We start from the raw sequence: 25,540 nt of genomic DNA, 5'->3' as shown, positions 1-25,540 counted from the left end.
CTCTTGACCTGAGAACTCCCATGTGAGGGGCCGCGACAGTTGGTCGCGACCCCCGGGGTCAGGTGTTTCCGGGAAGGAAATCAGAGGGTCAGGCGGACGCTCAGCTGGAACTGGCGATCGCTCTTGAAGTAGGAGCGGGGCGCCTCGAGGCCGTCGCTGTTCAGCACGAACGACGTCTTGGTCGTCGCGTCGAGCAGGTTCTGGACCTGGATGCCGATCTTGAACTGTGGGTTGACCGTGTAGAACAGCGATGCGTCCGCCTGCCCCGTCGCGTCCGAATAGACCGGCAGGAACGGGAAGCAGCAGTCGCGGTTGGTCAGCAGATACTTCGAACGCCAGCTATACGCGATGCGCGCATAGACGCCGGCAAGGTCGTAGAAGGCCGAGACGTTGAAGTTGTACTTCGACAGCTGCGCCAGCGGCAGGCCGTCATAGAGGCCGGCGACGTCGAGCGGCGGACGGTTGCCGTCTTCCGGACGGTTGTCCGGCCGTGCGTTGGGCAACTGACCCGGCGAGATGTAGGTGAACGTCGCCTGCGTCCCCAGCCCGCGCAGCGCGCCCGGCAGGAAGTCGTAGGTTTGCTGGTACGAGATTTCGGCGCCCTTGATGTTGGCGGTGCCGGGCACGTTGACCGGACCGTTGATCGTGGCGGCGAAGGTCTGACCGTTGTTGGTGAAGCTGCGGCTATACCCGAAATTGTCGAGGATGATGTTCGACAGTTCCTTGTAGAATACGGCCGCGGTCAGCGAGCCGACCTTGGCGAAATACCATTCGGCGGTCAGGTCGACCTGCTTCGCATCGATCGGACGCAGGAACGGGTTCCGGGCATTGGCCGAGAAGCCATAGACGCCGGTCGTGTTTGACGCCGAGGGTGCGAGGCCAACGAAGTTGCGCAGGTCGGTGAAGCCCGGACGCGAAATCGCCTTCGACGCCGCGATACGGAACAGCAGCTGCGAGTTCGGCTGGAACTTGATGTTCAGGCTCGGCAGCCACTTGTCGAACTTCTGCGCAGCGACGTCGTTGAGCGAGCCGTTGTTCGAGAAGGCGACGATCGCCTGCTGCTGCGCCGCGGTCAGCGTACAGATCGGGCGGACGGTGCCGGTGGTGTTCGGGCTGGCGCAGAATGCCGCCACGGTCGGGAACCCGCCCAGCGTGTTGGCGATGTTCGGGAACGCCGTCGCACCGAAGGACTGGTCCTCGGTATGGACGAAGCGCACGCCGATGTTACCCGACAGGTTGGCTTCGCCGCCACCGATCTCGTCGACGCCGAAGTCGAGACGCGCATAGCCCGAATAGGTCTTTTCGGTGATGCGATAGACTTCGTTCGGCCGGAAATAGCCGTCCACGAGGTTCGCGCCGCGATCCTCCAGCGGGGTGTAGCCGCCGCCGCCCTGACGGGTCGCCGTGCGCAGCAGCGCGGTCAGCGCGTCATGGTCGGTCAGGATGTTGTCGCGGATGCCCCATGCCGTCGGCGGCTGGACCGCCTGCCCACGATAGAAGTCGGCGAAGTTCACCGGCGACATGCTGTCGCGATACTTGTCGACGGTCGCCAGCGCCGAGGTCCAGGTGTCCGACACCGCGCCCCAGTTGTTGTAGTCGTTGGCCTTCACCGTCTGGTCGCGGGTCGCATAGCGGCCACCCACGCGCACCTTGCGCAGGAACGAATCGTCCGACACGTCGTACTGCGCATCGGCGCGGAACGCCCATTCGTCGCCATCCGCATGGGTGCGATTGTTCATCGCGTCGCGGATATAGGTGTTGGTCTGGCTGGCGAAGTAATCGCGCACCGATTGGCCGTTCGCCGGGATCAGGTTGATCTGCGGCACGTCGCCGCGACCATCGATCCGCACGCCGTTGAAGTTCGCGAGTTCGACGACGTCGTCCGAATCGCGCGCCTTCGAATAGACATACTGCCCGTCGAAATTCAGGTGCAGGCGATCGGTCGGATCCCACTTCACGTTCAGCGACTGGTCCTGGGTATGACCGTTGGTCGAGAAGTAGCGGTTGCCGAGCGTGGTGTACTGGCCGCCGCCCTCGCGGATCAGCGTCCCGTTGGTGAAGATGCCGTCATCGTCATAGGTCGGCGTGGTGCCGGCCGCCGGGAAGATTGCGTTGGCGTCGGCGTAATAGACATTGGGTTCGACGGTCCGGTCGAGCCAGGTCTGCGACGATTCGGCGCGCAGGAACTGCGCGGTGACCAACAGGTTGCGCGACGCGTTCTCATACTGCGCCGCCGCCGAATAGCCGACGCGCTTGCGGTCGAAATTCTGCATTCGCATGCCGGCACCCAGCGGCACGTAGACGAGGTTGCGGCCCGACGGCACCGGATAGCGGTCGAACAGCGTCGACTGATAGGGGGTGCCGGCGTTCAGCACGCGGCCTTCGCCCGCATCCTGCACGCCATTGCCGTTCTTGTCGTCGTTGTAGCGCGGCAGGAACGCCGAATAGAACACCGAGTCCGACCGGCTGCGCTGGCGGTTGTAGCTGCCGCTGGCCATGATGCCAAAACGGCCGCCGTTGTTCAGGTTCCACTGCTTCGAGAACAGGCCGACCACGGCCGGTTCGCTGCGACCGTTATAGTCGCCATAGTTCACGCTGCCCGACAGATAGATCAGCGTATCCTTGGTATCGAACGGCTTGCGGGTGTTGATGTTCACCGAACCCGAAATGCCGCCTTCGATCATGTCGGCGGTCAGGTTCTTGTACACCTCGACCGAGCCGACCAGTTCGGTCGGCACGTCGTTGAAGCCGATTTCGCGACCGCCGCCGACGCCGAAGCTGTCGCGACCGTTGAATTCGCCACGGACGTAGGACAGGCCGCGGATCGTAACGCCCGAGCCTTCGACCGAGAAGTGCGCGGTGTCGGTCGCGGCGGCGAAGCGGGTGATCGCGACGCCGGCAACGCGCTGCAGCGCTTCGTTGACCGAACGGTCGGGCAGGGCGCCAATATCTTCGGCGGTGATCGCGTCGACAACGGTGTCAGCATTGCGTTTGATCGACTGTGCGTTCGCCAGCGACTGACGCAGGCCGGTGACAACGATGTCATCTCCGTCCGTCGTAGCGGCGCCCGGGGTCTGGACGTCGGATGCCGTCACGTTCGACTGGTCGACGGTGCCCTGGTTTTCGATCGAGGTGCTGCCCGACACGGGGCGCTTGCCCGCGTTGCTGCCGGCAGGAATGCCGTCGGTCTGCGGCGGAACTTCGGTCTGCGGCTTCGACGTGTCGTCGCGCGATGCGGGCGCAACCGTCGTCTGGGCCATGGCGCCGGTCGCAGCCAGCTGCACCGCCACCGTCAGCGCGAGCATCGATGCCGTCGCACCCAGCCGCTTGCGCGCCTTCAAACCGTCCATAGCAACCTGCTTATGGCGAACCACCATCACGCTTCCTCCCCTTTGTCCCTTATGGACGCGGTCAACAACCTCGCAATCGCGGGTTATCGTCCCGGTAGGACCGCGATTTCAGCAACACAACAGAAATAGTATAAATCGATTTCCCAATTGCCGATAACGTTGTCAGTGTGTCCTCACGGTGACAGATGGGCGACGGGAGCGGATGGTCGAGGGGATGGAGGATAGGTGCAATCCGGTCCGGGTCGTCGTCGTGGGCGGCGGTACGGCGGGATGGATGACGGCAGCGGGGCTGGTCGGCTTGCTGCCGGCGGCCTGCACCGTCACGCTGATCGAATCGGAAGCGATCGGCATCGTCGGCGTGGGCGAGGCGACGCTACCGCATCTGCGCCTCTATCTCGAACGACTCGGCGTCGACGAGGCGGCGTTCATGGCGGCGACCGAGGCGACCTATAAGCTCGGCATCGAGTTTCGCGACTTCGGCGCGATCGGCGACCGCTATATCCATCCTTTCGGCACCTATGGCCGGCCGCTGGGGGGCGTTGCGTTCCATCATTACTGGCTGCGCCGGGCGAGCGCGGGGGCGATGCCGCCGATCGGCGCCTTTTCCGCCGGGGTAACGGCGGCCGAGCAGCGGCGGTTCGAACGGCCGGGCGGCGATCCGAACGACCCGACGACCTCGTTCGGCTATGCCTATCAGTTCGACGCCACCCGCTTCGCACCGTTTATGCGCGACTGGTCGGAGGCACGCGGCGCGACGCGGGTCGAGGGGCGGATCGTCGCGGTCGAGCGTGACGGCGACACCGTGCGCGCGGTGACGCTGGACGATGGCCGCCGGGTCAAGGGCGACCTGTTCGTTGACTGCTCGGGGTTCCGCTCGCTGTTGCTGGGCGAAGCGCTGGGGGAACCGTGGGAGGACTGGTCGCACTGGCTGCCGTGCGACCGGGCGGTGGCGGTGCCCTGTGCCAGCCCCGACGGGGTGATCGAACCCTATACCCGCGCGACGGCGATGCCGGCGGGATGGCGCTGGCGCATTCCGCTCAGGCACCGGGTCGGCAATGGCTATGTCTATGCCAGCGGCCATGTGTCCGACGACGAAGCCGCCGCCGCACTGCTCGCCGGACTGGACGGGCCGGCGCTGGCCGAGCCGCGGTTCCTGCGGTTTCGTGCCGGGCGGCGGCGGCGGAGCTGGGTCGGGAATGTCGTTGCGGTCGGGCTGGCGTCGGGCTTTCTCGAACCGCTCGAATCGACCAGCATCTATCTGGTGCAGGCGGCGATCACGTCGCTGATCGAACATTTTCCGGGGCAACAGGTGGCGCCGGTCGATCGCGACGGGTTCAATGCGGCGATCGATGCCGAATATGACCGCATCCGCGACTTCCTGATCCTGCATTATCACGCGACGACGCGCGACGATTCGCCCTTCTGGAGCCACGTCCGCACAATGGCGATCCCCGAAACGCTGGCGGATAAGCTGGCGCTGTGGCGGGGGAGCGCGCAAGTGTCGAAGTACAGCCATGGCCTGTTCCTCGAACCCAGTTGGGTCGCGGTCTATCTGGGGCAGGGGGTGGTCCCGGACGGCTGGGACCCGCGCGCCGATTTGCCTGATGCTGCCGGGCTGGACCGGGCTTTGGGGTCGCTGGCCCGGGCGATCGCCGATCGGGTGGCGGCGATGCCGACCCATGACGCGGCGCTGGAGCGGCTGGCATGAACGTGCGTAGCGCGTTGCGATCGGTCGCGGTGGTCGGCGGCGGGCCTGTCGCGCTGGTGAGCGCGGTGGCGGTGAAACAGGCATTGCCGGCGGCGGAGGTGACGTTGGTGCCGGCCCCGGTCCCGGCCGATGCGCTGGCCGACCGCTTCCCGCTGGCGCTGCCGTCGGTCCATGACGTGCTGGCGCGGATCGGCATGCCGCCCGACCTGCTGTTGGCGCGCGGGGTCGCCCGGCCGCGCTATGCCAGCGTCTTTGCCGACTGGAGCCGCGAGGGCACGGACTGGATGGTCGGTGACGATGCCGCCGCGACTTTGGCCGCAGGGCGCCTGTCCGCTCTGTGGCTGCGTGCGCGGAATGCCCGCGAGCGGGTGCCGCCGTTTCACGCCCTGAACCCGTCCTGCGTCGCGGCGGCGGCGGGGATCACCGACCCGCGCGTCGAGCCGGCGCTGCATCTCGATCCAGCCCGCATGGCAAAGGCGCTGGCGTCGATCGGCGGACAGGCCGGGGTGCGCTTTGCGGCACCCTTTGCCGGTGTCGAGGCAGACGACGCCATCCGGCTGCAGGACGGCACGCGCGTCGCCGCCGACCTGCTGATCGATGCCAGCGGCCCCGCGCGCCTGTTGTGCAGCGACCGCGCGTTCGAGGATTGGCGTGACGCTTTGCCTGCCGACCACGTCTCCTTCGTCCCGAGCGACGACGACCCCGGCACGACCGACCGCTACCGCGCGACCGCCAAGGGCTGGCACGCGATCTGGCCCGGCGTCCGCGTCGAAACCGAAGAGGACGGGATCATCATCGCGCCCGGCCGCCTGACCGCCTCCTTTGCCGGCCGGATCATCGCGCTGGGCGATGCGGCGGTGCAGCCCGGCCCGCTCGGCCGCGCTGGCTTCACCCTCGCGCTCGGCCAGCTCGCGCTGCTGCTCGAACTGCTCCCCGCACGCGATCCCGAGCCGTTGTTGCAGGCCGAATATAACCGCCGCGCGGGGCTGCAGGCCGGTCGGATGCGCGACTTTCTCGGGCTGTATTATCACGGTCGCGGACGCATACAGGGATCCTTCTGGCACCGCCTGCGCGACAACAGCTGCCCTGCATCGCTCGACCGCCTGCTCGCCCAGTTCGCGCGACGGGGGCAGGTGGTGCCGGCGGACGAGGAACTGGTCCAGCGCGACGCGTGGACCGCGGTGCTGCTGGGGCAGGGGATGCGGCCCGAACGGCCCGATCCGATCGCGCTGTCGGTCGCACCTGCCGAAGCCGCCCGCCTGCTGAACGACCTCGCCGCCCGACTCGCCGCACTGGACTATTCCGCATGACCGACCCCATCGCCCATGTCGTCATCGTCGGCGGCGGCACCGCCGGCTGGATGACCGCCGCCGCCGCCGGGCGCTTCCTCGACGACGGGCAGCGCCGCATCACGCTGGTCGAATCCGACGCGATCGGCACGGTCGGCGTGGGCGAGGCGACGATCCCGTCGATCCTCAATTTCAACAAGCTGCTCGGCATCGACGAGGCGGAGTTCCTGCGCGAGACGAAGGGCAGCTTCAAGCTCGGCATCGAGTTCGCCGGCTGGCACCGCCCCGACAGCGGCTATTTCCACCCCTTCGGCAGCTTCGGCCGCGATATCGAGGGGATCAATTTCCACCAGCTGTGGCTCAAGCTCCGCGGCCAGGCCGGCATCGGCCCGATCGCCGATTATTCACCGAGCACCGTCGCCGCCCGCGCCGCCGCCTTCGGCCCGCCGGTCGGCGATCCGCGCTCGCCGCTGTCGGGCATGGCCTATGCCTATCATATCGACGCGACGCTCTACGCCGCGTTCCTGCGCCGCCGGGCCGAGGCGGACGGCGTCGCGCGAGTCGAGGGGCGCATCGTCGCCGTCGAGCGCGCGGACAACGGGCATGTCGCGGCGGTGGTGCTGGACGATGGCCGCCGGATTGCGGGCGACCTGTTCATCGACTGCTCGGGCTTCCGCTCGCTGCTGCTGGGCGACACGCTGGGCGTGGGGTTCGAGGACTGGTCGCACTGGCTGCCCTGCGACCGCGCCATCGCGGTGCCGAGCGAACGGACCGAGCCGGTGCTGCCCTATACCCGCGCCACCGCGCATGTCGCGGGGTGGCAATGGCGCATCCCGCTGCAGCATCGCACCGGCAACGGCGTGGTCTATTGCAGCCGCTTCATCGATGATGACGCAGCGGAACGACTGCTGCTCTCCCGCCTCGATTCCGCCCCCACCGCAGCCCCCCGCCGCCTGTCGTTCACCGCCGGACAGCGCCACCGGATGTGGGAGGGCAATGTCGTCGCCATCGGCCTGTCGGGCGGGTTCCTCGAACCGCTCGAATCGACCAGCATCCACCTGATCCAGCAGGGCATATCCAAGCTGTTCGCGCTGTTCCCCGACCGCAGCTTCTCAACTGTCGAGCGCAACGAATATAACCGGCAGATGGCGGACAATTACCGTTCGATCCGCGACTTCATCATCCTGCATTACCACGCGACGGCACGCGACGATTCCCCCTTCTGGGACCATGTCCGCACGATGGACGTGCCCGACAGCCTGACGCGCAAGCTCGACCTGTTCCGGCACAAGGGCCGCGTGTTCCGCTATGAGGACGAGCTGTTCGCGATGCCCAGCTGGGTCGCGGTGCTGCTGGGGCAGGGGGTTGATCCGGTCGGCCACGACCCGGTCGCCGATGCGCTGGACGAGGAGCGGCTGGCCGGCGCCCTTCGCCAGATGCGCAGCGCCACGGCGGCGGCGGTCGCCGCCCTGCCGTCGCATGGCGCGGTGCTGATGCGGTTGGAGTGATGACCCGCCTCTTCGTCATTCCCGCCTGTGCGGCAATGACGAGCGGGGCCCCTCAACCCCCCAGCATCTGCCGCAGATACCCCCGTATCCGCGCATCGCGCTCCGGCCCCGGCGCCCCCAGCACCCCGCGCGCCTCGACCGGCAGGTGATCCGCCACCGCCGGCGCGTCGTCGCCAAAGACATAATGGTCGAACCATGTCCTGAGCGCCGCACGCTCCGCTGCCGGCCGGTCGCGTACCGCGAGGATCGCATGGACCAGCGCGAGGAACGGCGCATCGGGGGTGCCGCGCGTCCACCAGTAATTGACCAGCACGTTCAGCGCGCCGGTCGCGCGAATCTCATGCCACCACAAGGTCGGGATCAGGATCGCATCCCCCGGTCCCAGATCGGCGACGATCGCCTGACCCTGCGCCTCGGCAAAGCGCGGAAAGCGCGCCGGGTCGGGCCGCTCGATATCGACCATCGTCGCCGGCTGGCCCGCCATGGTGACGTCGAGCGGGCCGATATACAGATTGGCGATCTGTTCGGGCGGGAAAAGCACGACGCGCCGCCGCCCGGCAACGACCACCGCGACATTGCTCGCCATGTCGAAATGCGCCGACACTCGGCTGCCATTGCCGACCCACAGCCGCGCGGTGGCGTCGCCGGTCGGCAACGGGAGGACATTGTCGCGGGTCCAGCCGGGGAAATAATCCTTCGCCGCGCTTGCCCCGGCATAGAAGGCGGGCGGAGTGGTTTCGCCCGCCGCCTGTTGCAGCGCGTCGAGCAGCACCGGCAGCGGAATGTTGCCGCGTTCGAAATTGAACCCGCGCATGTCGTCGCGGTAGAAGAAACGCCCGTCAATGGCAGGCGGACCGGCGAACAGCCCCAGCGGCTTGCCCCCGTCGAAGCGCCGCAGATAGGCCGCCATCGCCGCCGGCCCCTGCGCGGCCGCCGCCACCGCCGGCCAGTCGGCGACCAGGCCGCGCAGCACCACCGGGCGCGCCGCATCGAGCAATGCATCGAACCCGGCGGCATCCGTCGGAATCGCCGCTTCGGTCACGCGGTCGGCCTTGTCGATCCAGTCGCTCATCTTCTTCTTCCGTCGCCCGTCTTTTCCGCTGGACGGGCCGTGCGTGCCAGCTATGCGCGGCAAAAGACACCGTTTTTGTGGCGCAGCCTGCGCGCCGGCTGGAGGAGACGTCGATGCCCCTGTCCCTGTTCCGCGCGGGCCTGCCGCTGATGCTGGTGCTGGGCGCCGCCGGTGCCGCTGCCCAGACCCCCGCCGATCTCGCGCTCCGCCCGCTGCCCGCCGATGCCCCCGCCGGCCGCGCGCTGCCGCTGCGCATCGGCGGGCGGGTGGTCGCTGGGGAGGGCAATCTGGCGCGCTATCGCCGGCAATGGCCCGGCACCTATTTCGAAGGCAGCTTTCAGGGGCCGGCGGTCGATGTCGCGGTGGGGCCGGGCGAGGTATCGCTGCGCGTCCGCATCGACGCCGCCGCCCCCGTCGCGCTGGTCCGGCCCGCGCCCGGCCGCTACCGGGTGAAGGCGAACGGGCCGGGGCGCCACCGCGTCCGCGTCGATGTGGTCAGCGAATCGCAGGCCGGCGCCACTGCGTTCGGCGGCCTGTTCGCGCCCGCCGGATCGACCCCGCTCGCCGCCCCGGCCGTCCGGGCGCGCGCGATCGAATTCATCGGCGATTCGCACACCGTTGGCTATGGCAACGCCTCACCCGCCCGCGACTGTACCGAGGGGCAGGTGTGGGAGACGACCGATACGTCGCAGGGCATCGCCGGGCAATTGTCACGCCGCTACGGTGCGGCCTACCGGGTCAACGCCATTTCCGGGCGCGGGATCGTGCGCAACTATGGCGGGTTCGCCGCGCCGACCGTGCCCGAGGCTTATCCATACGCGCTGTTCGACGGAAAGACGCCCGCCGACGATGCCGACTGGCAGCCGCAGGTGATCGTCATTGCGCTCGGCACCAACGACTTTTCCACCCCGCTGAAACCGGAGGAGCGCTGGAAGAGCCGCGACGCGCTCCACGCCGATTACGAAAACCGCTATGTCCGCTTCGTGCAGGACCTGCGCCGCCGCAGCCCGCGGGCGTTCTTCGTGCTGTGGGCGACCGATCTGGCCGGGGGCGAGATCGCACGCGAAGTCGGCAAGGTCGGCGACAAGCTGCGCGCGGCCGGCGAAACCCGCCTCGCGGTGGTGCCGGTGACGGGGTTGAGCTTCGGCGGATGCCATTTCCACCCCAACGTCGCCGACGACACGAAGATTGCGGATGCGATCGGCAAGGCGATCGAGGGGCACAAGGGTGTGTGGGCGCGGTAAATACTGGGCGTCACCCCAGCGAAGGCTGGGGTCTCCAGCGGCTCCTGCGCCGTGCTGCCACCGGGAGATCTCTGCCTTCGCTGGGATGACGTCCGGTCAATATTGATTGGACGCCAGCGTCGGTAGAAGCGTCACCCTGAATCAAGTCCGGGGTGACGAGGATTGTGGGACGACCCTACGGATTCAACCGAACCATCGCCACGCCATGCGGCGCGACTTCGGCGCTGTAACGCCGCGACATCCGCCCCAGATCCTTGTGCGCCCACAGGTCACGCGCCTTCAACCGGACGTCGGCGGGCAGGCCCAGCGTCGTCCACTCGGCGGTGATCCGCGCCAGCGTCTCGCCCCGGTTCCACAACAGCAAAGTACGCCCGCCATCGGCCATCTGCTTGACCCACACCTCGCTGGTGCCGTCGCGCGCCACGCGGCGACCCTGCTGGCCCAGCCTGTCCTGATCGACCGCGATCACTTCGCGGTTGAGCAGGATGTCGCGCGTCGCCTGGTTCATGGTCGCGACGTCGTTGCCCGCGATCAGCGGTGCGGCCATCATCGCCCAGAGCGAGAAATGCGCGCGATACTCGGTGTCGGTCAGCCCGCCATTGCCGACTTCGAGCATGTCGGGGTCGTTCCAGTGGCCCGGCCCGGCATAGGGCCAGAGCGGCTCGTTCATGTCGACGATCGACGCCACGCCCCAGCTGTAATTATGCTTGCCGGTCCATTTGTCGGTGATGTCGCCGGTGGTGCGCCACATATTGCCCATCTTCTGACCCCACAGCCAAGGCCGGTTATTGCCCCATTCGCACATCGAGAACAGGATCGGCCGGCCGCTCGCCTTCAGCGCGTCGGCCATGGTGGCATAGGCTTCCTCGGCATTGCGGACCCCGGTCGAGCACCAGTCGTATTTCAGGTAATCGACGCCCCAGCGGGCATATTGGATCGCGTCCTGATACTCATGCCCCTGGCTGCCGGGCCGACCGCCGCACGTCTTGGTGCCGGCATCAGAATAGATGCCGAACTTCAGCCCCTTGCCATGGATATAGTCGCCCAGCGCCTTCAGTCCGCTCGGGAAGCGCTCGCGATCCTCGGTGATGAAGCCGTTGGCGTCGCGCGTCCCGTGCCAGCAATCGTCGATCACGACATATTCGTAACCCGCTTCCCGCATGCCGTTCGACGCAATGGCGTCGGCGGTGGCGCGGATGACCTTTTCGTTCACGTTGCAGGCGAACTTGTTCCAGCTGTTCCACCCCATCGGCGGCGTCTGCGCCAAGCCGTTGGGAACGCGCTTGGGGTCCTTCGACGGGGCCAGCGTGTTGGGATCGGTGTCCAGCACCTCCTGCGCTGCGGCCGGCTGAACGGCGCACACTCCCGCGCATAGCATGGCGAGGATGGTCGAAAAACGTGCCGGCATCTGCCTCTCCCTGACCCGTGACGCAGTCGTCCGGATTTATGCAATCAATTTATCTTATTAATCTGACTGCGTTGTCAATGGCGTCCGACGAATGGCGGTGGGGCATGGGCGCATAGCTGCGCGTTATGGCCGTCCCCGAACTGTCACGGGCTCGTTACGCCCCCGTCATCGCCGCTGCGTAGCGACGTTCGAACGAACGACATGGGGGCGAACATGGATCGGCGCAGTTTCACGAAGCGGACGGGGTGGTTGATCGCGGCGGCGACCAGCGGGTTGCTGGTCGGGTGCGACGATGGCGGCAGCGGGCTGATCGCCAGGCCGGGACCGACGCCCACTCCCACACCGACCCCGACCAGCGCGGCGCTGCCGACCGAGACGTTCGTCGCCGAGCCGCTGGTGCTGACCGAACCGTTCCTGCAACTGCCGACCACCGATTCGGTGCGGGTGGTGTGGTTCACCGAATTCCGGGGCAGGGACCATGCCGTCCGCTACGGCAGCGGGTTCGGGCAGCAGGTGCTGGCGACCTCGACCAAATTGTCGCGCATGTATGAGGATGCCAGCTCGACCGTTACCGGCCGCAGCTATGCGGGACTGACCCAGCGCGACATCTGGCGGCACGAAGCGGTCGTCACCGGCCTGTCGGCATCGGCCGGGCGGCAGCGCTATGTCGCGATCAGCAGCGACGGCAACAAGACGATGCGCAGCAGCGAAGGCACGCTGCAACCGCTGCCGGCGGCGGGACAGGCGACGCGGTTCCTGCTGACGTCGGACCTGCAGCTCAAGAAGATGGCGTCGGCCAATTACGAACGCGTGGCGGAGACGCTGGCGCCGATCGACGTCGTGCTGTTCGCAGGCGATCTGGTCAACGTGCCCAACCGGGCGTCGGAATGGTTCGACAATGGCACGCTCAACCTGCCGCCGTTCTTCGGCGCGTTGCAGGGGACGATACGCAAATGGCAGCCGGCATCGACCTATACCGGGGGGCCGCTGCTCCAGAGCGGCGTGATCTATCCGATCCTCGGCAATCACGAATATTCGGGGCGGTGGAACCCGGCGAACAACCTCAACACCATGTTCAACGATCCGCAGCCGCGCTGGTATGCCGAACTGCGCTATGACCGCGTCGCGGCGACGGTGAACCCGTCGGGCGACGCCGCGATCCGCGAACGCTGGATCCAGGACAATAGCTACGAGACGATTTCCTACGAGGAGATCTTCACCCTGCCGCAGGGACCGGAGGGCGGGCGCTATTATGCGCAGCGGATCGGCGACACCTTCCTGATCGCGATGGACGGCAACCGCATCTGGCGCAGCTGGACCGCCAACAGCCGCGGCAAGCTGACCGAGGCGACGGCGGCGATCAACGATCCGTCCGCCTGGGGCTTCGGCGATTTCCAGTTCCATCCCTTCGCCAGGGGGTCGCGGCAATATCAGTGGTTGCAGGAAGTGCTGGCCAGCGACGCCTTCCGTTCGGCCAAGTACAAGATCGTGCTCGTCCACCAGTCGGTGTTCGGCCTTGGCGACAATGCCACGCCGGTCATGGCGCAGACCGAGGCGACGTTCGAGTACACCGACGCGACCGGCGCGATCCGCACCATGGGGCCGTTCGCCTTCCCGATCGACCGCGCGACATGGAACGGGCAGATTCAGCCGGTGCTGGACGCCGGGCGGATGCGCTACGTCAAATATGACTATCCGCTGTCGAAGGACCTGTGGCGAAACGATATCGAACCGCTGCTGACCGCCGCAGGGGTGCAACTGGTGCAGGTCGGCCATTCGCATCTGTGGTGCCGCAGCAAGGTCGGCAACATGCACTATATCGAGACGTCGAACGTCGGGAACAGCTATGGCGCCTATGTCAGCAACCTGTCGCCGCGCCGTTCGGGTCCGCCGACCGAGGCGCAGGTCGCCGGCCTCACCTCGCTGCGCTGGAACCCCGACGATTACCCGCGCGAGGACGATCCGCACGACCGGCCGATGGCGCTGCCGACCCTGCGCAATCCGCAGGTCGAACTGGCCGGCGCGACGCAGAACGTGCCGTTCCTGACCAGCAACGACATCACCGCCTATACCGTGTTCGATACCGGCACCGGACTGCTCACCTCCTATGCGTTCGACACGCGTTATCCGGCGCGCGACCCGATCAAGTTCGACGAGTTCAAGCTGGGGTAGGGGCGATTGCCCGCGCTTCCCGTCATTCGGGCGGGTCGATGCCGAACAGCCGGTCGACCAGCCGCTGCACCAGCGGCACGACCAGCAGCGAGGCGGGAAGCGCGGTCATGAAGCCGATCGGTGCGCCCTGAACGAACGCGTCCCAAAAGCCCGCTGGCCCGACCCGTACCAGCGCGCTGACCGCGCCGATCAGCGAGGAAAAGATCAGTGCGTTGATGACCGATGAGGTCAGGCGATAGCGAAAGCGCGACCGGACCTTCACCGTCTCTTGCGCGCGGGCCGGGGGAGAGGTGTCGTTCATTGCAGCCCCAAGCGACCGCGCCGGAATCTGGTTCCGGCGATTGCCCGCTGAGTACGGCTATGCCAAAAGCAATAAAATTACACGCGGATGAGTCGGCGACAGACCAGCCACCGCGAGCCGACAGGAGAGACTATGCGGGTCATCGATCATGTAATCGCGGGCGACAAGACGGCAACGGACGGCGCGACCGGCGCGGTGTTCGATCCCAATCGCGGCGAGGTGCAGGCGCATGTCCGCCTCGGCACCGCCGCCGATCTCGACCGCGCGGTGGCGGCGGCGCAGGCGGCGCAGCCCGGCTGGGCCGCGACCAACCCGCAGAAGCGCGCCCGCGTGCTGTTCGCGTTCAAGCAGTTGGTCGAAGCGAACATGCAGGAACTGGCCGAGCTGCTGTCGAGCGAGCATGGCAAGGTGATCGCCGACGCCAAGGGCGATATCCAGCGCGGCCTCGACGTCATCGAATTCGCCTGCGGCGTGCCGCATTTGCTGAAGGGCGATTACACCCAGGGCGCAGGGCCGGGGATCGATGTCTATTCGATGCGGCTGCCCGTGGGTATCGGTGCGGGCATAACCCCGTTCAACTTCCCGGCGATGATCCCGATGTGGATGTTCGGCGTCGCCATCGCCTGCGGCAATGCCTTCATCCTGAAACCCAGCGAGCGTGACCCGTCGGTGCCGGTGCGCCTCGCTGAACTGATGCTGGAGGCGGGCGCCCCGGAGGGCATCCTGCAGGTCGTCCATGGCGACAAGACGGTGGTCGACGCAATCCTCGACCATCCGGCGATCGGCGCGGTCAGCTTCGTCGGGTCGTCCGACATCGCCCATTATGTCTACAAGCGCGGCGTCGCGGCGGGTAAGCGCGTGCAGGCGATGGGCGGGGCCAAGAACCACGGCATCGTCATGCCCGACGCCGATCTCGACCAGGTGGTTGCCGATCTGGCCGGTGCGGCGTTCGGATCGGCGGGCGAGCGCTGCATGGCGCTGCCGGTGGTGGTGCCAGTCGGCGACAAGACGGCGGCGGCGCTGCGCGAAAAACTGATCCCCGCCATCGCCGCGCTGCGGGTCGGCGTGTCGACCGATGCCGACGCCCATTACGGCCCGGTCGTCAACGCGCAGCACAAGGCGCGGGTCGAAGGCTGGATCGCCAAGGGTGTCGAGGAAGGCGCCGAACTGGTGGTCGACGGACGCGGGTTCAGCCTGCAGGGCCATGAGCGCGGCTTCTTCATCGGCCCGACGCTGTTCGACCATGTGACGCCGCAGATGGAATCGTACCGCGAGGAAATCTTCGGCCCCGTGCTCCAGATCGTCCGCGCGAACGATTTCGAAAGCGCCGTGCGCCTGCCGAGCGAGCATCAGTACGGCAATGGCGTCGCGATCTTCACCCGCAACGGCCATGCCGCGCGCGAATTTGCGGCCCGCGTGAATGTCGGCATGGTCGGCATCAATGTGCCGATCCCGGTGCCGGTCGCCTATCACAGCTTCGGCGGGTGGAAGCGCAGCGCGTTCGGCGACGTGAACCAGCATGGCGAAGAAGGCGTGCGTTTCTGGACGAAGGTGAAGACGATCACCCAGCGCTGGCCCGACGGATCGGCGATGGGCACCCAGGCCGAGGACGGCGCGGCGGCGCGGACGCAGGATGCGTTCGTCATTCCCACGATGGGGTGAGATGGTCGGTCACGTGTGTCCCGACATCGCTTTTCCCTGTCACCCCGGGCTTGACCCGGGGTCCCGCTCCTTCTGCGGCGGACGAGAAAAAGCGGGACCCCGGATCAAGTCCGGGGTGACGAGAAGGGGGGCTAATCGCACCATGTCGACTGGTCACGCTGTGCCCGAGGGAATTTCCAAGATGCTGCGACGTCTGATCATGGCCATGCTGATGGTGCTGGCGACGGCCGTCCCCGCCATCGCCCAGAAACGTATCGCGCTGACCTTCGACGATGCGCCGCGCTCACGCGGACCGTTTCTGACGCCCGAAGAACGGACCGAGCGGATCATCGCCGGGCTGCGCGAGGCGAAGGTGCGGCAGGCCGCCTTCTTTGTCGTGCCGGGCAATCTGGCGACGCCGGACGGGGCGGGGGGCGAGCGGCGGATTGCGGCCTATGTCCGGGCGGGGCACGTCATCGCCAATCACAGCTTCAGCCACCCCGCGCTCAAGTCGATGACGGCTGAAGCTTATCTGGCCGATATCGACCGGGCGAGCGGGTGGCTGATGGGTCGCAAGGGACTGCGGCCATGGTTCCGCTTTCCCTTCCTCGATGAAGGCGGCACCGACAAGGCGAAGCGCGATGCGGTCCGCTCGGGGCTTGCCGCGCGCAAGCTGTCGAACGGCTATGTCACGGTCGACGGGTCGGACTGGAACATCGAAAACCTGACCGCCGACGCGCGCAAGGCGGGCAAGCCGATCGACATGGACGCCCTGCGCGACCTCTATGTGGAGACTCATGTCCAATCCGCCGAGTTTGCCGACGCCCTCGCCCGCAAGGCATTGGGGCGGCAGCCGGTGCAGGTGATGCTGCTGCACGAAACCGACCTTGCCGCCTATTGGATCGCCGATCTGGTGGCCGGCCTTCGCAAGAAGGGGTGGGAGATCGTGACTGCCGACGCCGCCTATCGCGATCCGATCGCGAAGGCGCAGCCCGACACCCCATCGGCGCAGGGCAATTTGCTGGAGGCAATGGCGTGGGAACACGGCGTGCCGGCACCGCGCTGGTATGAGCGCAACACGCTGTCGATCGCCGACCCCCTCTATCGGCAGCGCGTGCTGCACGAGGCGAAGTGACGGCGCGGCGACACACTGCCTCCAGTTCGCCCTATGAGGCCGCGATCGGCTTTGCCCGGGCGGTGCGTGTCGGCGACCGCATCCTCGTATCGGGTACGGCTCCGGTCGAGGCCGATGGCAGCAGCACGCCGGGTGACGCAACGCGACAGGCGGAACGCTGCTTCGCGATCATCGCGCAGGCGATCGAGCAACTGGGCGAGCGGATCGACGATGTGGTCCGCACGCGCATGTATCTGACCGACCCGGCCGATGCCGATGCGGTGGGGCGGGTGCATGGCAGGATTTTCGGCAGCGTGCGGCCTGCCGCGACGATGCTGGTTGTGGCAGCGCTCCTCCGCCCCGAATGGCGCGTGGAGATCGAGGCCGAAGCGATAATGGAGAGTGAAGCGTGACCCAGTTCGATTTGACCGACGACCAGCGCGAGATTCAGGAGCTTGCCCGCCGGTTCACGGCGGATGCGATCACGCCCCATGCCGCCGAATGGGACGAAAAGCACATCTTCCCGCGCGACACGATCAAGGCGGCGGCGGAGCTGGGCTTCGCGGCGATCTATGTGTCCGAGGAATCGGGCGGGATCGGGCTTGGCCGGATGGAATCGGCGCTGATCATGGAGGCGATGGCCTATGGCTGTCCGTCGACCTCCGCCTTCATCTCGATCCATAACATGGCGGCATGGATGCTCGATGCGTTCGGGTCGGCCGAGTTGAAGGCGCGCTTCCTCCCCGACCTCGTGACGATGGACAAGCTCGCCAGCTATTGCCTGACCGAACCGTCGTCGGGATCGGACGCGGCGGCGCTGAAGACCAAGGCGGTGCGCGACGGGGACGACTATATCGTCACCGGTACCAAGCAGTTCATCTCCGGCGCGGGCGACAATGACGTCTATCTGGTCATGGTCCGCACGGGCGGCGAGGGGCCGAAGGGCATTTCGTGCCTGCTGATCGAGAAGGACATGCCGGGCGTCTCGTTCGGGGCGAACGAACGCAAGCTCGGCTGGCATTCGCAGCCGACCCGTGCGGTGATCCTCGACCAAGTGCGCGTGCCTGCCGCCAATCTGGTCGGCGCCGAGGGGCAGGGCTTTTCGATCGCGATGCAGGGGCTGGACGGCGGTCGGCTGAACATCGGCGCCTGTTCGCTGGGCGGGGCGCAGCGCTGCCTCGACGAGGCGATCGCCTATACCAAGGCGCGGCAGCAGTTCGGCAAGCCGATTGCGGACTTCCAGAACACGCAGTTCACCCTCGCCGACATGGCGACCGAGTTGGAGGCAGCGCGGGCGCTGCTCTATACCGCCGCGGCCAAGGTGATCGCCAACGCCCCCGACAAGACGCGCTTCGCCGCGATGGCGAAACGCTTCGCCACCGATACGGGATCGAAGGTGGTCGATCAGGCGCTGCAGTTGCATGGCGGCTATGGCTATCTGATGGACTATCCGATCGAACGCTTCTGGCGCGACCTTCGCGTCCATTCGATCCTCGAGGGCACGAACCAGGTGATGCGGATGATCGTCGGGCGGGACCTGCTGAAATGAGCGACGTGCTGACCATGGTCGAAGGCCATGCCGGCCGGATTCGGCTGAACCGGCCCAAGGCACTGCACGCGCTGAACCACGCGATGTGCGACGCCATGCTCGCCGCGCTGGAGCAATGGCGTGAGGACCCGGCGGTCCACGTGATCCTGATCGACCATGCCGAGGGACGCGGCTTCTGCGCCGGCGGCGATATCCGCATGATTGCCGAGAGCAGCGCCGGGGATGGCGCCGCCGCGCGCGCCTTCTTCGCGACCGAATATCGGCTGAACCACCGGCTGTTCACCTATGCCAAGCCGACCATCGCCTTCATGGACGGGGTGACGATGGGCGGCGGGGTCGGCATTTCGCAGCCGTGCAAGTTGCGGGTCGCGACCGAGAACAGCCGTTTCGCCATGCCGGAAACCGCGATCGGCCTGTTCCCCGATGTCGGGGGCGGCTGGTATCTGTCGCGCCTGCCCGGCAGGATCGGCCAGTATCTCGCGCTGACCGGCGCGCGGCTGGACGGGGCGGAGATGCTGGCGCTGGGGCTGGCGACGCATTTGCTGCCAGCCGAGACGCTGGATGCTGTGAAGCAGGCGATTGCCGCCGATCCGCTGGCGGCGGAGGCGATCCTATCCGACCATGCGATGCCGGCGGGCGACGCGCCGATTCTGTCGCAGCGCGAGGCGATCGACCGGCTGTTTGCCAGCGACGATTTCGAGGAAGTGCTGGCCGCGCTGGAGGCGGACGGGTCGGACTGGGCGCAGGCACAGCTGGCGACGCTGCGTCAGCGGTCACCTTTGTCGTGCAAGGTGTCGCTGAAGCTGCTGCTCGACGGGGCGACCATGCCGACCTTCGAGGACGAGATGCGACAGGAATATGCCGTCGTCACCCGCATCGTCCAACGGCCCGACATTGTGGAAGGCGTGCGGGCGGTGATCGTCGACAAGGATCATGCGCCCAAATGGGACCCGGCCACGCCGGCCGCGGTCAGCGACCACATGATCGACCGAATCTTTGCCCCATTGTCCCCCGCCGATGAATGGCAGCCGTACTGAGTTCGAGGAACCCGCATGTCCGACTATGAAACCATACTCGTCGAACGCCGCGATGCCGTGACGCTGGTCACGCTGAACCGGCCGCAGGCGCTGAACGCACTGAACGCGCAGATCCTGTCCGAACTGCTGGACGCGATGCGCGCGTTCGATGCCGACTCGACCCAGGGCTGCGCAGTCATCACCGGGTCGGCAAAGGCGTTCGCCGCCGGGGCGGATATCAAGGAGATGCAGGAAATGGACTTCGCGGCCATGTATGGCGGCGACCATTTCAGCGGCTGGGACGCCTTCACCCGCACCCGCAAGCCGATCATCGCGGCGGTCGCCGGCTTTGCGCTGGGCGGCGGGTGCGAGCTGGCGATGATGTGCGACTTCATCCTGGCCGCCGACACCGCGAAGTTCGGCCAGCCCGAGATCAAGCTGGGCGTGACGCCGGGCATGGGCGGGTCGCAGCGCCTGACGCGGGCGGTCGGCAAGGCGAAGGCGATGGAAATGTGCCTCACCGGCCGGATGATCGGTGCGGAGGAAGCGGAACGCTGCGGCCTCGTCGCGCGCATCGTGCCCGCCGACGATCTGGTCGAGGAAGCGGTGAAGACTGCCCAGACGATCGCCGCCATGGCCCCGCTGGCGGTCAAGGCGAACAAGGAAATGGTCAACGCCGCGTTCGACACGACGCTGGCACAGGGGGTCCAGTTCGAACGCCGCCTGTTCCACGGGCTGTTCGGCACGGCGGACCAGAAGGAAGGCATGACCGCCTTTGTCGAGAAGCGCCCCGGCAACTGGACCGGGCGGTAGGAGAGCACGCAATGGCACGCATCGGCTTTATCGGCCTCGGCAATATGGGCGGGGGCATGGCGGCCAATCTGGCGAAGGCAGGGCATGACGTCCGCGCGTTCGACCTGTCCGCCGAGGCGCTGGCGCGCGCGAAGGCGGCGGGATGCTTGGTCGTAGCCGATGCGGTGGAGGCGGCCGCCGGCGCACAGGCGGTGGTGACGATGCTGCCTGCCGGCGCCCATGTCGCGCAAATCTATGACGATGCGCTGTTCGATACGGTCGATACCGGCGCGGTGCTGATCGACTGTTCGACGATCGATGTCGATACCGCCCGGAAGGTCGCCGAAGCCGCCCGGACGAAGGGACTGCACGCGGTCGACGCGCCGGTATCGGGTGGGATCGCCGCCGCGAATGCCGGCGCGCTGACCTTCATGGTCGGTGGCAGCGACACGGCCTTTGCCAAGGCCGAACCGTTCCTGTCGGACATGGGCAAGGCGGTGATCCATGCGGGGACAAGCGGCGCGGGCCAGGCCGCCAAGATGTGCAACAACATGTTGCTCGGCGCGTCGATGATCGCGACCTGCGAGGCGTTCGCGCTGGCGGAGAAACTGGGGCTGGACCCGCAGACCTTCTACGACATTTCGTCGGTCAGTTCGGGCCAGTGCTGGTCGATGACCAGCTATTGTCCGGTCGCGGGCGTGGGGCCGGAAACGCCCGCCGATCGCGGGTTTCAGGGCGGGTTCGCCGCCGCGCTGATGCTCAAGGATCTGCGGCTCGCCATGCAGGCGGCGGCGGGGGCAGGCGCCGACACGCCGATGGGCGCGCGTGCCGCCGAACTCTACGCCCGCTTCGTGGAGGACGGCAACGCCGCGACCGATTTCTCCGGGATCATCCAGACGCTGCGACAGGGCGCGGCTTGACGGCAGCGCGGCGATCCGCTTGGAACGCCCCTTGCCTGCGGACGTGGCGAAATCGGTAGACGCAGCGGACTTAAAATCCGCTTCCCTTTGGGAGTGCGGGTTCAAGTCCCGCCGTCCGTACCAGCGGTTTTCCGCTGTTTTTGGGGCTATGCAGCTTTGGCAGCAGAAGTTGCCGAACCTGCCTTGTGTAAATCCTGTGAAATCGCAAACTCCTGTGTATCCAACCGCGCAATGGCATCGTCGATGTGTCGCCCGTGGATATGGACGTAGCGAAGGACCATCGAGAACGTTTTATGCCCGCTAATCTTCTGGATCGTAGGGACGTCGACATTTTCACGCACCAACGTCGTGATTGCCGTGTGACGCATGATGTGGGGTGTCACCTTTGATGGGGTCAAACCGGCTCGGTTCACCGCACGCAGAAACTGTTTTGCCATGCTTTGCCGGTGAGGATATTTCCCGTTCTGTCGGCTAGACGGAAAGACCCAGCCAACTCGATCCGATGACGCTTCCTGCGCGGCTTTGAGCATAGCAGCCAACCCGTTGGTGATCGGTTGCTCTCTGCTGCCTGCTTTTGCCTTGGCAACGAAGATTCGACGTGCGTCAAAGTCGATTTGATCGAAGCGAATGCGCAAAATTTCGCTATGTCTCATTGCTGTGTTTAGGCCACACGCGACGAACAGCCCTAGAAGCCTGTCTTGATCGGAGGCCGCAGCTTTCGAAAGCGCGGCAATGTCGGTGTCGCTCAATACGGTAATCGCCTTGCGGGGTTCTTCACCCTTCTTGATCGCAGGTGCGTCCTCGGCTTTGATCCATTTCCATTCGATCATGCGCTTGAAGGCGTGGGATAGGGTCGCGAGTTCGCGGTTGACAGTCGCTTGAGCGATCCCCGCGCTCATACGGTGTTGAACGTATTGCTGAACGTCGAAGGTCGTCACCTTGTCCGCTCGGTATTTGCCGAACGCGCGAAGCAAAGGCCCATCTGCCTTGCTGCGCTTCTTCCCGGTGGCGGTGGCCAACTCGCCTAGATGGTTATGCTTCGCCTTCATGTTTTTACCGCCGCCGCTTTCCATCCGGCGCAGGTACTCTTTTGCCGCCTCTGCAAATGTCCGGTGGGTTTTGCGACCAGTTGGGAGATCGAGCCTCCCCTCACGCGCACGGGTTTTAAACGCCGCCACAGCGTCCTCGGCTTGCTGCCTAGTTACGCCCTCACTTTCCAACCCCAAGGTTGTGTGAATGCGTCTGCCGTCCACCATAATGGCAACGGTGTAGCTTAGGTCGCCCTTCTTGGTCCGTGTGACCTCGATCCCGCGCTCACTCACTTTCTGGCCGGGTTGCAACAACCGAAGTTGGTTTCGCGATAGCTTTGAGTAGCGAGTAGTCACTAGAGTGTGGTCCTTACTATAGTCGTCTACTAGTGTAGATGGTAGTGCTTAGAGTATCGCTTACACTAAGCATTGTGCCGCAGGCCAACCGATCATAGGCAGGCCACGCGGAGTCGAGCGACTCGGCATACCTGACCAATGAAGGATATATTGTATGAGTGTCAAATCATCGACTCCGGGGCATTTTCGAAAACGCGACGTTTTCGTTGAAGTGGATCATGGTATGGCTCGTCTGAACCGTAAGGAGGCGGCTGATTTTCTTGGCTTTGCACCGGCAACGCTCGCAAATTGGGCCTTGAAAGGCTACGGGCCATCTAGCTTCAAGGTGGGCGGTCGGCGGTTCTATTGGTTGGCGGACCTTGAGCGGTTCGTCGCCAACGGAAGCTCATGATATGGCGCGTTGGGTCAGACCTGAAACATGGGCAAGCAACTTGTTCGCCAATGACGTGACCCCCGTTTCTTCATCCACCTGGACCTAGAAACCGGCCCCTCGAAGGGACGGACGAAATGAAGCGGAAGCAGTTTACGGAAGAGCAGATCATCGGCATCCTGAAGGAGGCCGAGGCGGGCGCGGTGGTGACCGAGCTGTGCCGGAAGCACGGGATGTCGAGCGCGACTTATTACGCGTGGAAGGCGAAGTTTGGGGGGCTAGAGGTGTCCGACGCGAAGCGTCTGCGGTCGCTTGAGGAGGAGAATGCACGGCTCAAGCGGCTGCTTGCTGACACGATGCTCGACAACGCGGGGTTGAAAGAACTGCTGTCAAAAAAGTGGTGACGCCCGCCGCGAAGCGACAAGCGGTTGCGCATCTCCAGGCGACGCTGGGGATGAGCGAGCGGCGGGCATGTACGGTTGTCGGAGCGGATCGCACGAGCATGCGGTATCGCTCCTGCCGGGCAGATGATGGCGACCTGCGGTCGCGTTTGCGTGAGCTGGCGCAGCAGCGCCGGCGGTTCGGCTATCGGCGTCTGCACATCCTGCTGCGCCGGGACGGCATCACGATCAACCGCAAGAAGACCCAGCGGCTCTACCGGGAAGAGGGGCTAACGGTCAGGCGCAGGAAGGGGCGAAGGCGCGCGGTGGGCGCGCGGGCACCCGCACCGATGCTGGCGCTTCCCAATCAGCGCTGGAGCCTGGACTTCGTGCACGACCAGCTCGTCACCGGCCGGCGGTTCCGCGTGCTCAACATCGTCGACGACGTCACGCGCGAATGCCTCCGAGCGGTGGTAGACACCTCGATCTCGGGCCGGCGGGTCGTGCGCGAATTGACCGATTTGATCGCCGAGCGTGGCAAGCCGAAGATGATCGTCAGCGACAACGGGACCGAACTGACGTCGAACGCGGTGCTCGCCTGGTCGGGCGATGCAGGCGTCGAATGGCATTACATCGCGCCGGGCAAGCCCACGCAGAATGGGTTCGTCGAGAGCTTCAACGGTCGCATGCGCGACGAGCTGCTCAACGAGACGCTATTCTTCACCATCGGTCAGGCCCGCTCGATCCTCGCCCGCTGGGTCGACGACTACAACACCGAGCGACCGCACTCGTCGCTCGGCTACGCTACCCCGGCCGCGTTCGCTGCCGGGTTCGAACCGCAACTGGCGGGGTTAACCCCGCCAGTTGCTTCACCTGCGCTCATGCGCGACAATACCGGTCGGTCTCTGGTTGCCGCTGGATGAAAGACTGGGGTCACGTCACCAATTCCAAGGTTGCGCGGGAGGGTGGTCCGGTTCGGATCAAGGCTGCCAGCGTCGTTCGCTACTCGGAGTCACGGCTCGTACTTACCGAAGCTGCAAGGCGGGGGTGGGTGGCAGAGAGTGTTGGTGACTACTGGATTCTGCGTCGCGAAACTTTGCCGGTACGCCGTTTGTCAGCGGCAATTGATTGTTCGACGTGACCGCGCTTCCGTGAGGTTCACATGATTGCGCGGTAAATCCATCCCGGTAGTCTTTTCTACCGGCCGTGCCGCGCAATTCCCCTTGGGGATTGATGTTCGTATTTTTTGGGCGTGTTAAATTTAACGTTTTCGATGTGTTCGGAAGCGGAGGATAAACGTGCATTCAACACATCGTCTAAATATACCTAAACATAAGGTAACTTGTGTCCTGCTGTGTTTAAAAACATTATGCCTATAGTTCCTTATTGTCTTCTCTTCCTTTCCTTTTCTAATTTTAACATATAAGGTAATTTAATTACAATCATGGAATCAGTTTTAGTTTTAGAATCAGTATCAAAGGAATCTAATAAGCCAGTCTTCATGAGTTTGAATGGTAAGACTCATTCAGAAGAAGCAATGAATCTGCAGAACGATCTAGTTGGAATCGTTCACAGGAAGTTGGCTAAGAAATACAAGCCAACCAAGAAGCTAGGAAATGCTGTTGGAGCAATGTTGGCCGATCTATTGCGCGCGAAGGCTATGGAACCGCCAAGGCGATGTTTTCGTACAAAGGATGCAGTTACCTTCAACAGGCAAGGGGATGAAGTGCCCGGCTTCCCGACCATCGGCTATTATCCGTTCATTGATGCTTTTAACGGACTGCTTGCTACCGGTTATATCGATACCATCCCCGGTGTAAGGCCAAGCGCCAAAGAAGGCGTTACAGCGCCGGCAACGGAATTATGGGCAACACCTAAGCTACTTGAGCTTGCAGCGCTCTATGGAGTGTTTCTGGCTGACTATGAGCGTCATTTCATATCCAAGCCCCGCCCTTCGCATGTTCGACAACCTATTACCTTGCGAGCAGGATCAGAGCGGTGTCGAAGGAAGAAGATTAAGGGCGCGCTGTTGCCACTTGATAAGGCTGATCCCCGCGTCATTGCCCTGTCAGCACCGGTACAGCGACTGAATGCGTTTTTTGCTGCGGTCGATATCGGCAACGCGGAACACGGAGGCTTCTGCCGTGGCTTCAACCTCGGCGACACAACCGGGGCGGGGTTGGATAAGGGCGGTAGGCTCTATTCAATCGGGGGCGGCTATCAGGCGATGGATAGGAGAAAGCGACCGTTCATCACCCTAAACGGTAGCCGTACCGTCGAAATCGATATCTTGAGCTGCCCCCTTCTGAGTGGTCCATCGA

At 65.3% G+C, this 25,540-nt stretch carries 20 protein-coding genes and 1 tRNA gene; 16 read left to right on the top strand and 5 right to left on the bottom strand.

The window, feature by feature from the left end:
- Window positions 1–80 precede the first annotated feature (80 nt).
- Window positions 81–3,350, bottom strand: a complete 3,270-nt coding sequence (locus AVT10_RS11610; protein WP_066691409.1) for a TonB-dependent receptor — start codon at window positions 3,348–3,350, stop codon at window positions 81–83.
- Window positions 3,351–3,552: 202 nt separating this feature from the next.
- On the opposite strand from AVT10_RS11610, the gene AVT10_RS11605 reads away from it, so the two are divergent.
- From AVT10_RS11605 to AVT10_RS11595, 3 genes are read left to right on the top strand one after another with little or no spacing between them, the layout of a single operon-like run.
- Window positions 3,553–5,058: a tryptophan halogenase family protein gene (locus tag AVT10_RS11605; protein ID WP_232307998.1), complete on the top strand. Its 1,506-nt coding sequence runs from the start codon at window positions 3,553–3,555 to the stop codon at window positions 5,056–5,058.
- Window positions 5,055–6,368, top strand: a complete 1,314-nt coding sequence (locus AVT10_RS11600; RefSeq protein ID WP_066691407.1) for a tryptophan 7-halogenase — start codon at window positions 5,055–5,057, stop codon at window positions 6,366–6,368. Before AVT10_RS11605 ends, AVT10_RS11600 begins: the two co-directional genes overlap by 4 nt.
- Complete coding sequence (locus tag AVT10_RS11595; RefSeq protein ID WP_066691401.1) at window positions 6,365–7,855, top strand: tryptophan halogenase family protein; 1,491 nt, start codon at window positions 6,365–6,367, stop codon at window positions 7,853–7,855. The genes AVT10_RS11600 and AVT10_RS11595 overlap by 4 nt, the downstream gene beginning before the upstream one ends.
- Window positions 7,856–7,907: 52 nt before the next feature.
- Here the strand turns inward: AVT10_RS11595 and AVT10_RS11590 are convergent, their stop codons facing one another.
- Window positions 7,908–8,927, bottom strand: a complete 1,020-nt coding sequence (locus AVT10_RS11590) for a cupin-like domain-containing protein (RefSeq protein ID WP_066691398.1) — start codon at window positions 8,925–8,927, stop codon at window positions 7,908–7,910.
- Window positions 8,928–9,040: 113 nt separating this feature from the next.
- On the opposite strand from AVT10_RS11590, the gene AVT10_RS11585 reads away from it, so the two are divergent.
- A complete protein-coding gene (locus AVT10_RS11585; RefSeq protein ID WP_066691415.1) occupies window positions 9,041–10,171 on the top strand; it encodes an SGNH/GDSL hydrolase family protein in 1,131 nt (376 codons plus the stop codon).
- 175 nt (window positions 10,172–10,346) lie between these two features.
- Here the strand turns inward: AVT10_RS11585 and AVT10_RS11580 are convergent, their stop codons facing one another.
- Window positions 10,347–11,579, bottom strand: coding sequence for a glycoside hydrolase family 27 protein (locus AVT10_RS11580; protein ID WP_232307997.1), 1,233 nt, complete (start codon window positions 11,577–11,579; stop codon window positions 10,347–10,349).
- 213 nt (window positions 11,580–11,792) lie between these two features.
- On the opposite strand from AVT10_RS11580, the gene AVT10_RS11575 reads away from it, so the two are divergent.
- Window positions 11,793–13,751, top strand: a complete 1,959-nt coding sequence (locus tag AVT10_RS11575) for a metallophosphoesterase (protein ID WP_198158572.1) — start codon at window positions 11,793–11,795, stop codon at window positions 13,749–13,751.
- Window positions 13,752–13,773: 22 nt separating this feature from the next.
- Here AVT10_RS11575 and AVT10_RS11570 read toward each other — a convergent pair whose 3' ends face one another.
- Window positions 13,774–14,052: a DUF2798 domain-containing protein gene (locus AVT10_RS11570; RefSeq protein WP_066691389.1), complete on the bottom strand. Its 279-nt coding sequence runs from the start codon at window positions 14,050–14,052 to the stop codon at window positions 13,774–13,776.
- A gap of 132 nt (window positions 14,053–14,184) precedes the next feature.
- Between AVT10_RS11570 and AVT10_RS11565 the strand changes: the two genes are divergently transcribed.
- The 8 genes from AVT10_RS11565 to AVT10_RS11530 all read left to right on the top strand — a co-directional run bounded on the left by AVT10_RS11565 (window position 14,185) and on the right by AVT10_RS11530 (window position 21,207).
- Window positions 14,185–15,714, top strand: a complete 1,530-nt coding sequence (locus tag AVT10_RS11565) for a CoA-acylating methylmalonate-semialdehyde dehydrogenase (RefSeq protein ID WP_066691386.1) — start codon at window positions 14,185–14,187, stop codon at window positions 15,712–15,714.
- Between the two features lie 181 nt (window positions 15,715–15,895).
- Window positions 15,896–16,828 carry a polysaccharide deacetylase family protein gene (locus AVT10_RS11560; protein ID WP_126013076.1) on the top strand — a complete coding sequence of 311 codons (933 nt, stop codon included), beginning with the start codon at window positions 15,896–15,898 and terminating at the stop codon, window positions 16,826–16,828.
- Window positions 16,825–17,220: a RidA family protein gene (locus AVT10_RS11555; RefSeq protein WP_066691383.1), complete on the top strand. Its 396-nt coding sequence runs from the start codon at window positions 16,825–16,827 to the stop codon at window positions 17,218–17,220. Before AVT10_RS11560 ends, AVT10_RS11555 begins: the two co-directional genes overlap by 4 nt.
- Window positions 17,217–18,356 (top strand): acyl-CoA dehydrogenase family protein, encoded by a 1,140-nt coding sequence (locus AVT10_RS11550; RefSeq protein ID WP_066691380.1) that lies wholly within the window; start codon window positions 17,217–17,219, stop codon window positions 18,354–18,356. The genes AVT10_RS11555 and AVT10_RS11550 overlap by 4 nt, the downstream gene beginning before the upstream one ends.
- A complete protein-coding gene (locus AVT10_RS11545; protein WP_066691377.1) occupies window positions 18,353–19,393 on the top strand; it encodes an enoyl-CoA hydratase/isomerase family protein in 1,041 nt (346 codons plus the stop codon). Before AVT10_RS11550 ends, AVT10_RS11545 begins: the two co-directional genes overlap by 4 nt.
- A 15-nt stretch (window positions 19,394–19,408) precedes the next feature.
- The gene (locus AVT10_RS11540) at window positions 19,409–20,185 is read left to right on the top strand and encodes an enoyl-CoA hydratase (protein ID WP_066691368.1); all 777 of its coding nucleotides are present in this window, start codon (window positions 19,409–19,411) and stop codon (window positions 20,183–20,185) included.
- Between the two features lie 11 nt (window positions 20,186–20,196).
- Window positions 20,197–21,084, top strand: coding sequence for a 3-hydroxyisobutyrate dehydrogenase (gene mmsB, locus AVT10_RS11535; protein ID WP_066691366.1), 888 nt, complete (start codon window positions 20,197–20,199; stop codon window positions 21,082–21,084).
- A 37-nt stretch (window positions 21,085–21,121) separates the two neighbouring features.
- Window positions 21,122–21,207: transfer RNA gene (locus tag AVT10_RS11530), tRNA-Leu, on the top strand.
- A 23-nt stretch (window positions 21,208–21,230) separates the two neighbouring features.
- On the opposite strand, the gene AVT10_RS11525 is transcribed toward AVT10_RS11530, so the two are convergent.
- Window positions 21,231–22,427, bottom strand: a complete 1,197-nt coding sequence (locus AVT10_RS11525; RefSeq protein ID WP_232307996.1) for a tyrosine-type recombinase/integrase — start codon at window positions 22,425–22,427, stop codon at window positions 21,231–21,233.
- A 196-nt stretch (window positions 22,428–22,623) separates the two neighbouring features.
- On the opposite strand from AVT10_RS11525, the gene AVT10_RS18275 reads away from it, so the two are divergent.
- The 3 genes from AVT10_RS18275 to AVT10_RS18270 all read left to right on the top strand — a co-directional run.
- Window positions 22,624–22,860 (top strand): helix-turn-helix transcriptional regulator, encoded by a 237-nt coding sequence (locus tag AVT10_RS18275; protein ID WP_232307995.1) that lies wholly within the window; start codon window positions 22,624–22,626, stop codon window positions 22,858–22,860.
- 116 nt (window positions 22,861–22,976) lie between these two features.
- Window positions 22,977–24,142, top strand: a protein-coding gene (locus AVT10_RS11515; protein WP_157092761.1) for an IS3 family transposase whose coding sequence is annotated in 2 segments (ribosomal slippage) — window positions 22,977–23,229 and window positions 23,229–24,142 — 1,167 coding nt in all. Because the reading frame shifts where the segments join, the coding sequence is not laid out codon by codon here.
- Window positions 24,143–24,663: 521 nt separating this feature from the next.
- The coding region (locus AVT10_RS18270) for a hypothetical protein (RefSeq protein WP_198158571.1) at window positions 24,664–25,540 on the top strand (877 nt) is incomplete at its 3' end.

Origin of the sequence: Sphingomonas hankookensis, from assembly GCF_001619955.1 — a bacterium.
Lineage (GTDB): Bacteria > Pseudomonadota > Alphaproteobacteria > Sphingomonadales > Sphingomonadaceae > Sphingomonas > Sphingomonas hankookensis_A.
Note: the sequence above shows the minus strand (reverse complement) of the source record. Positions and strands in the feature narration are given on the sequence as shown.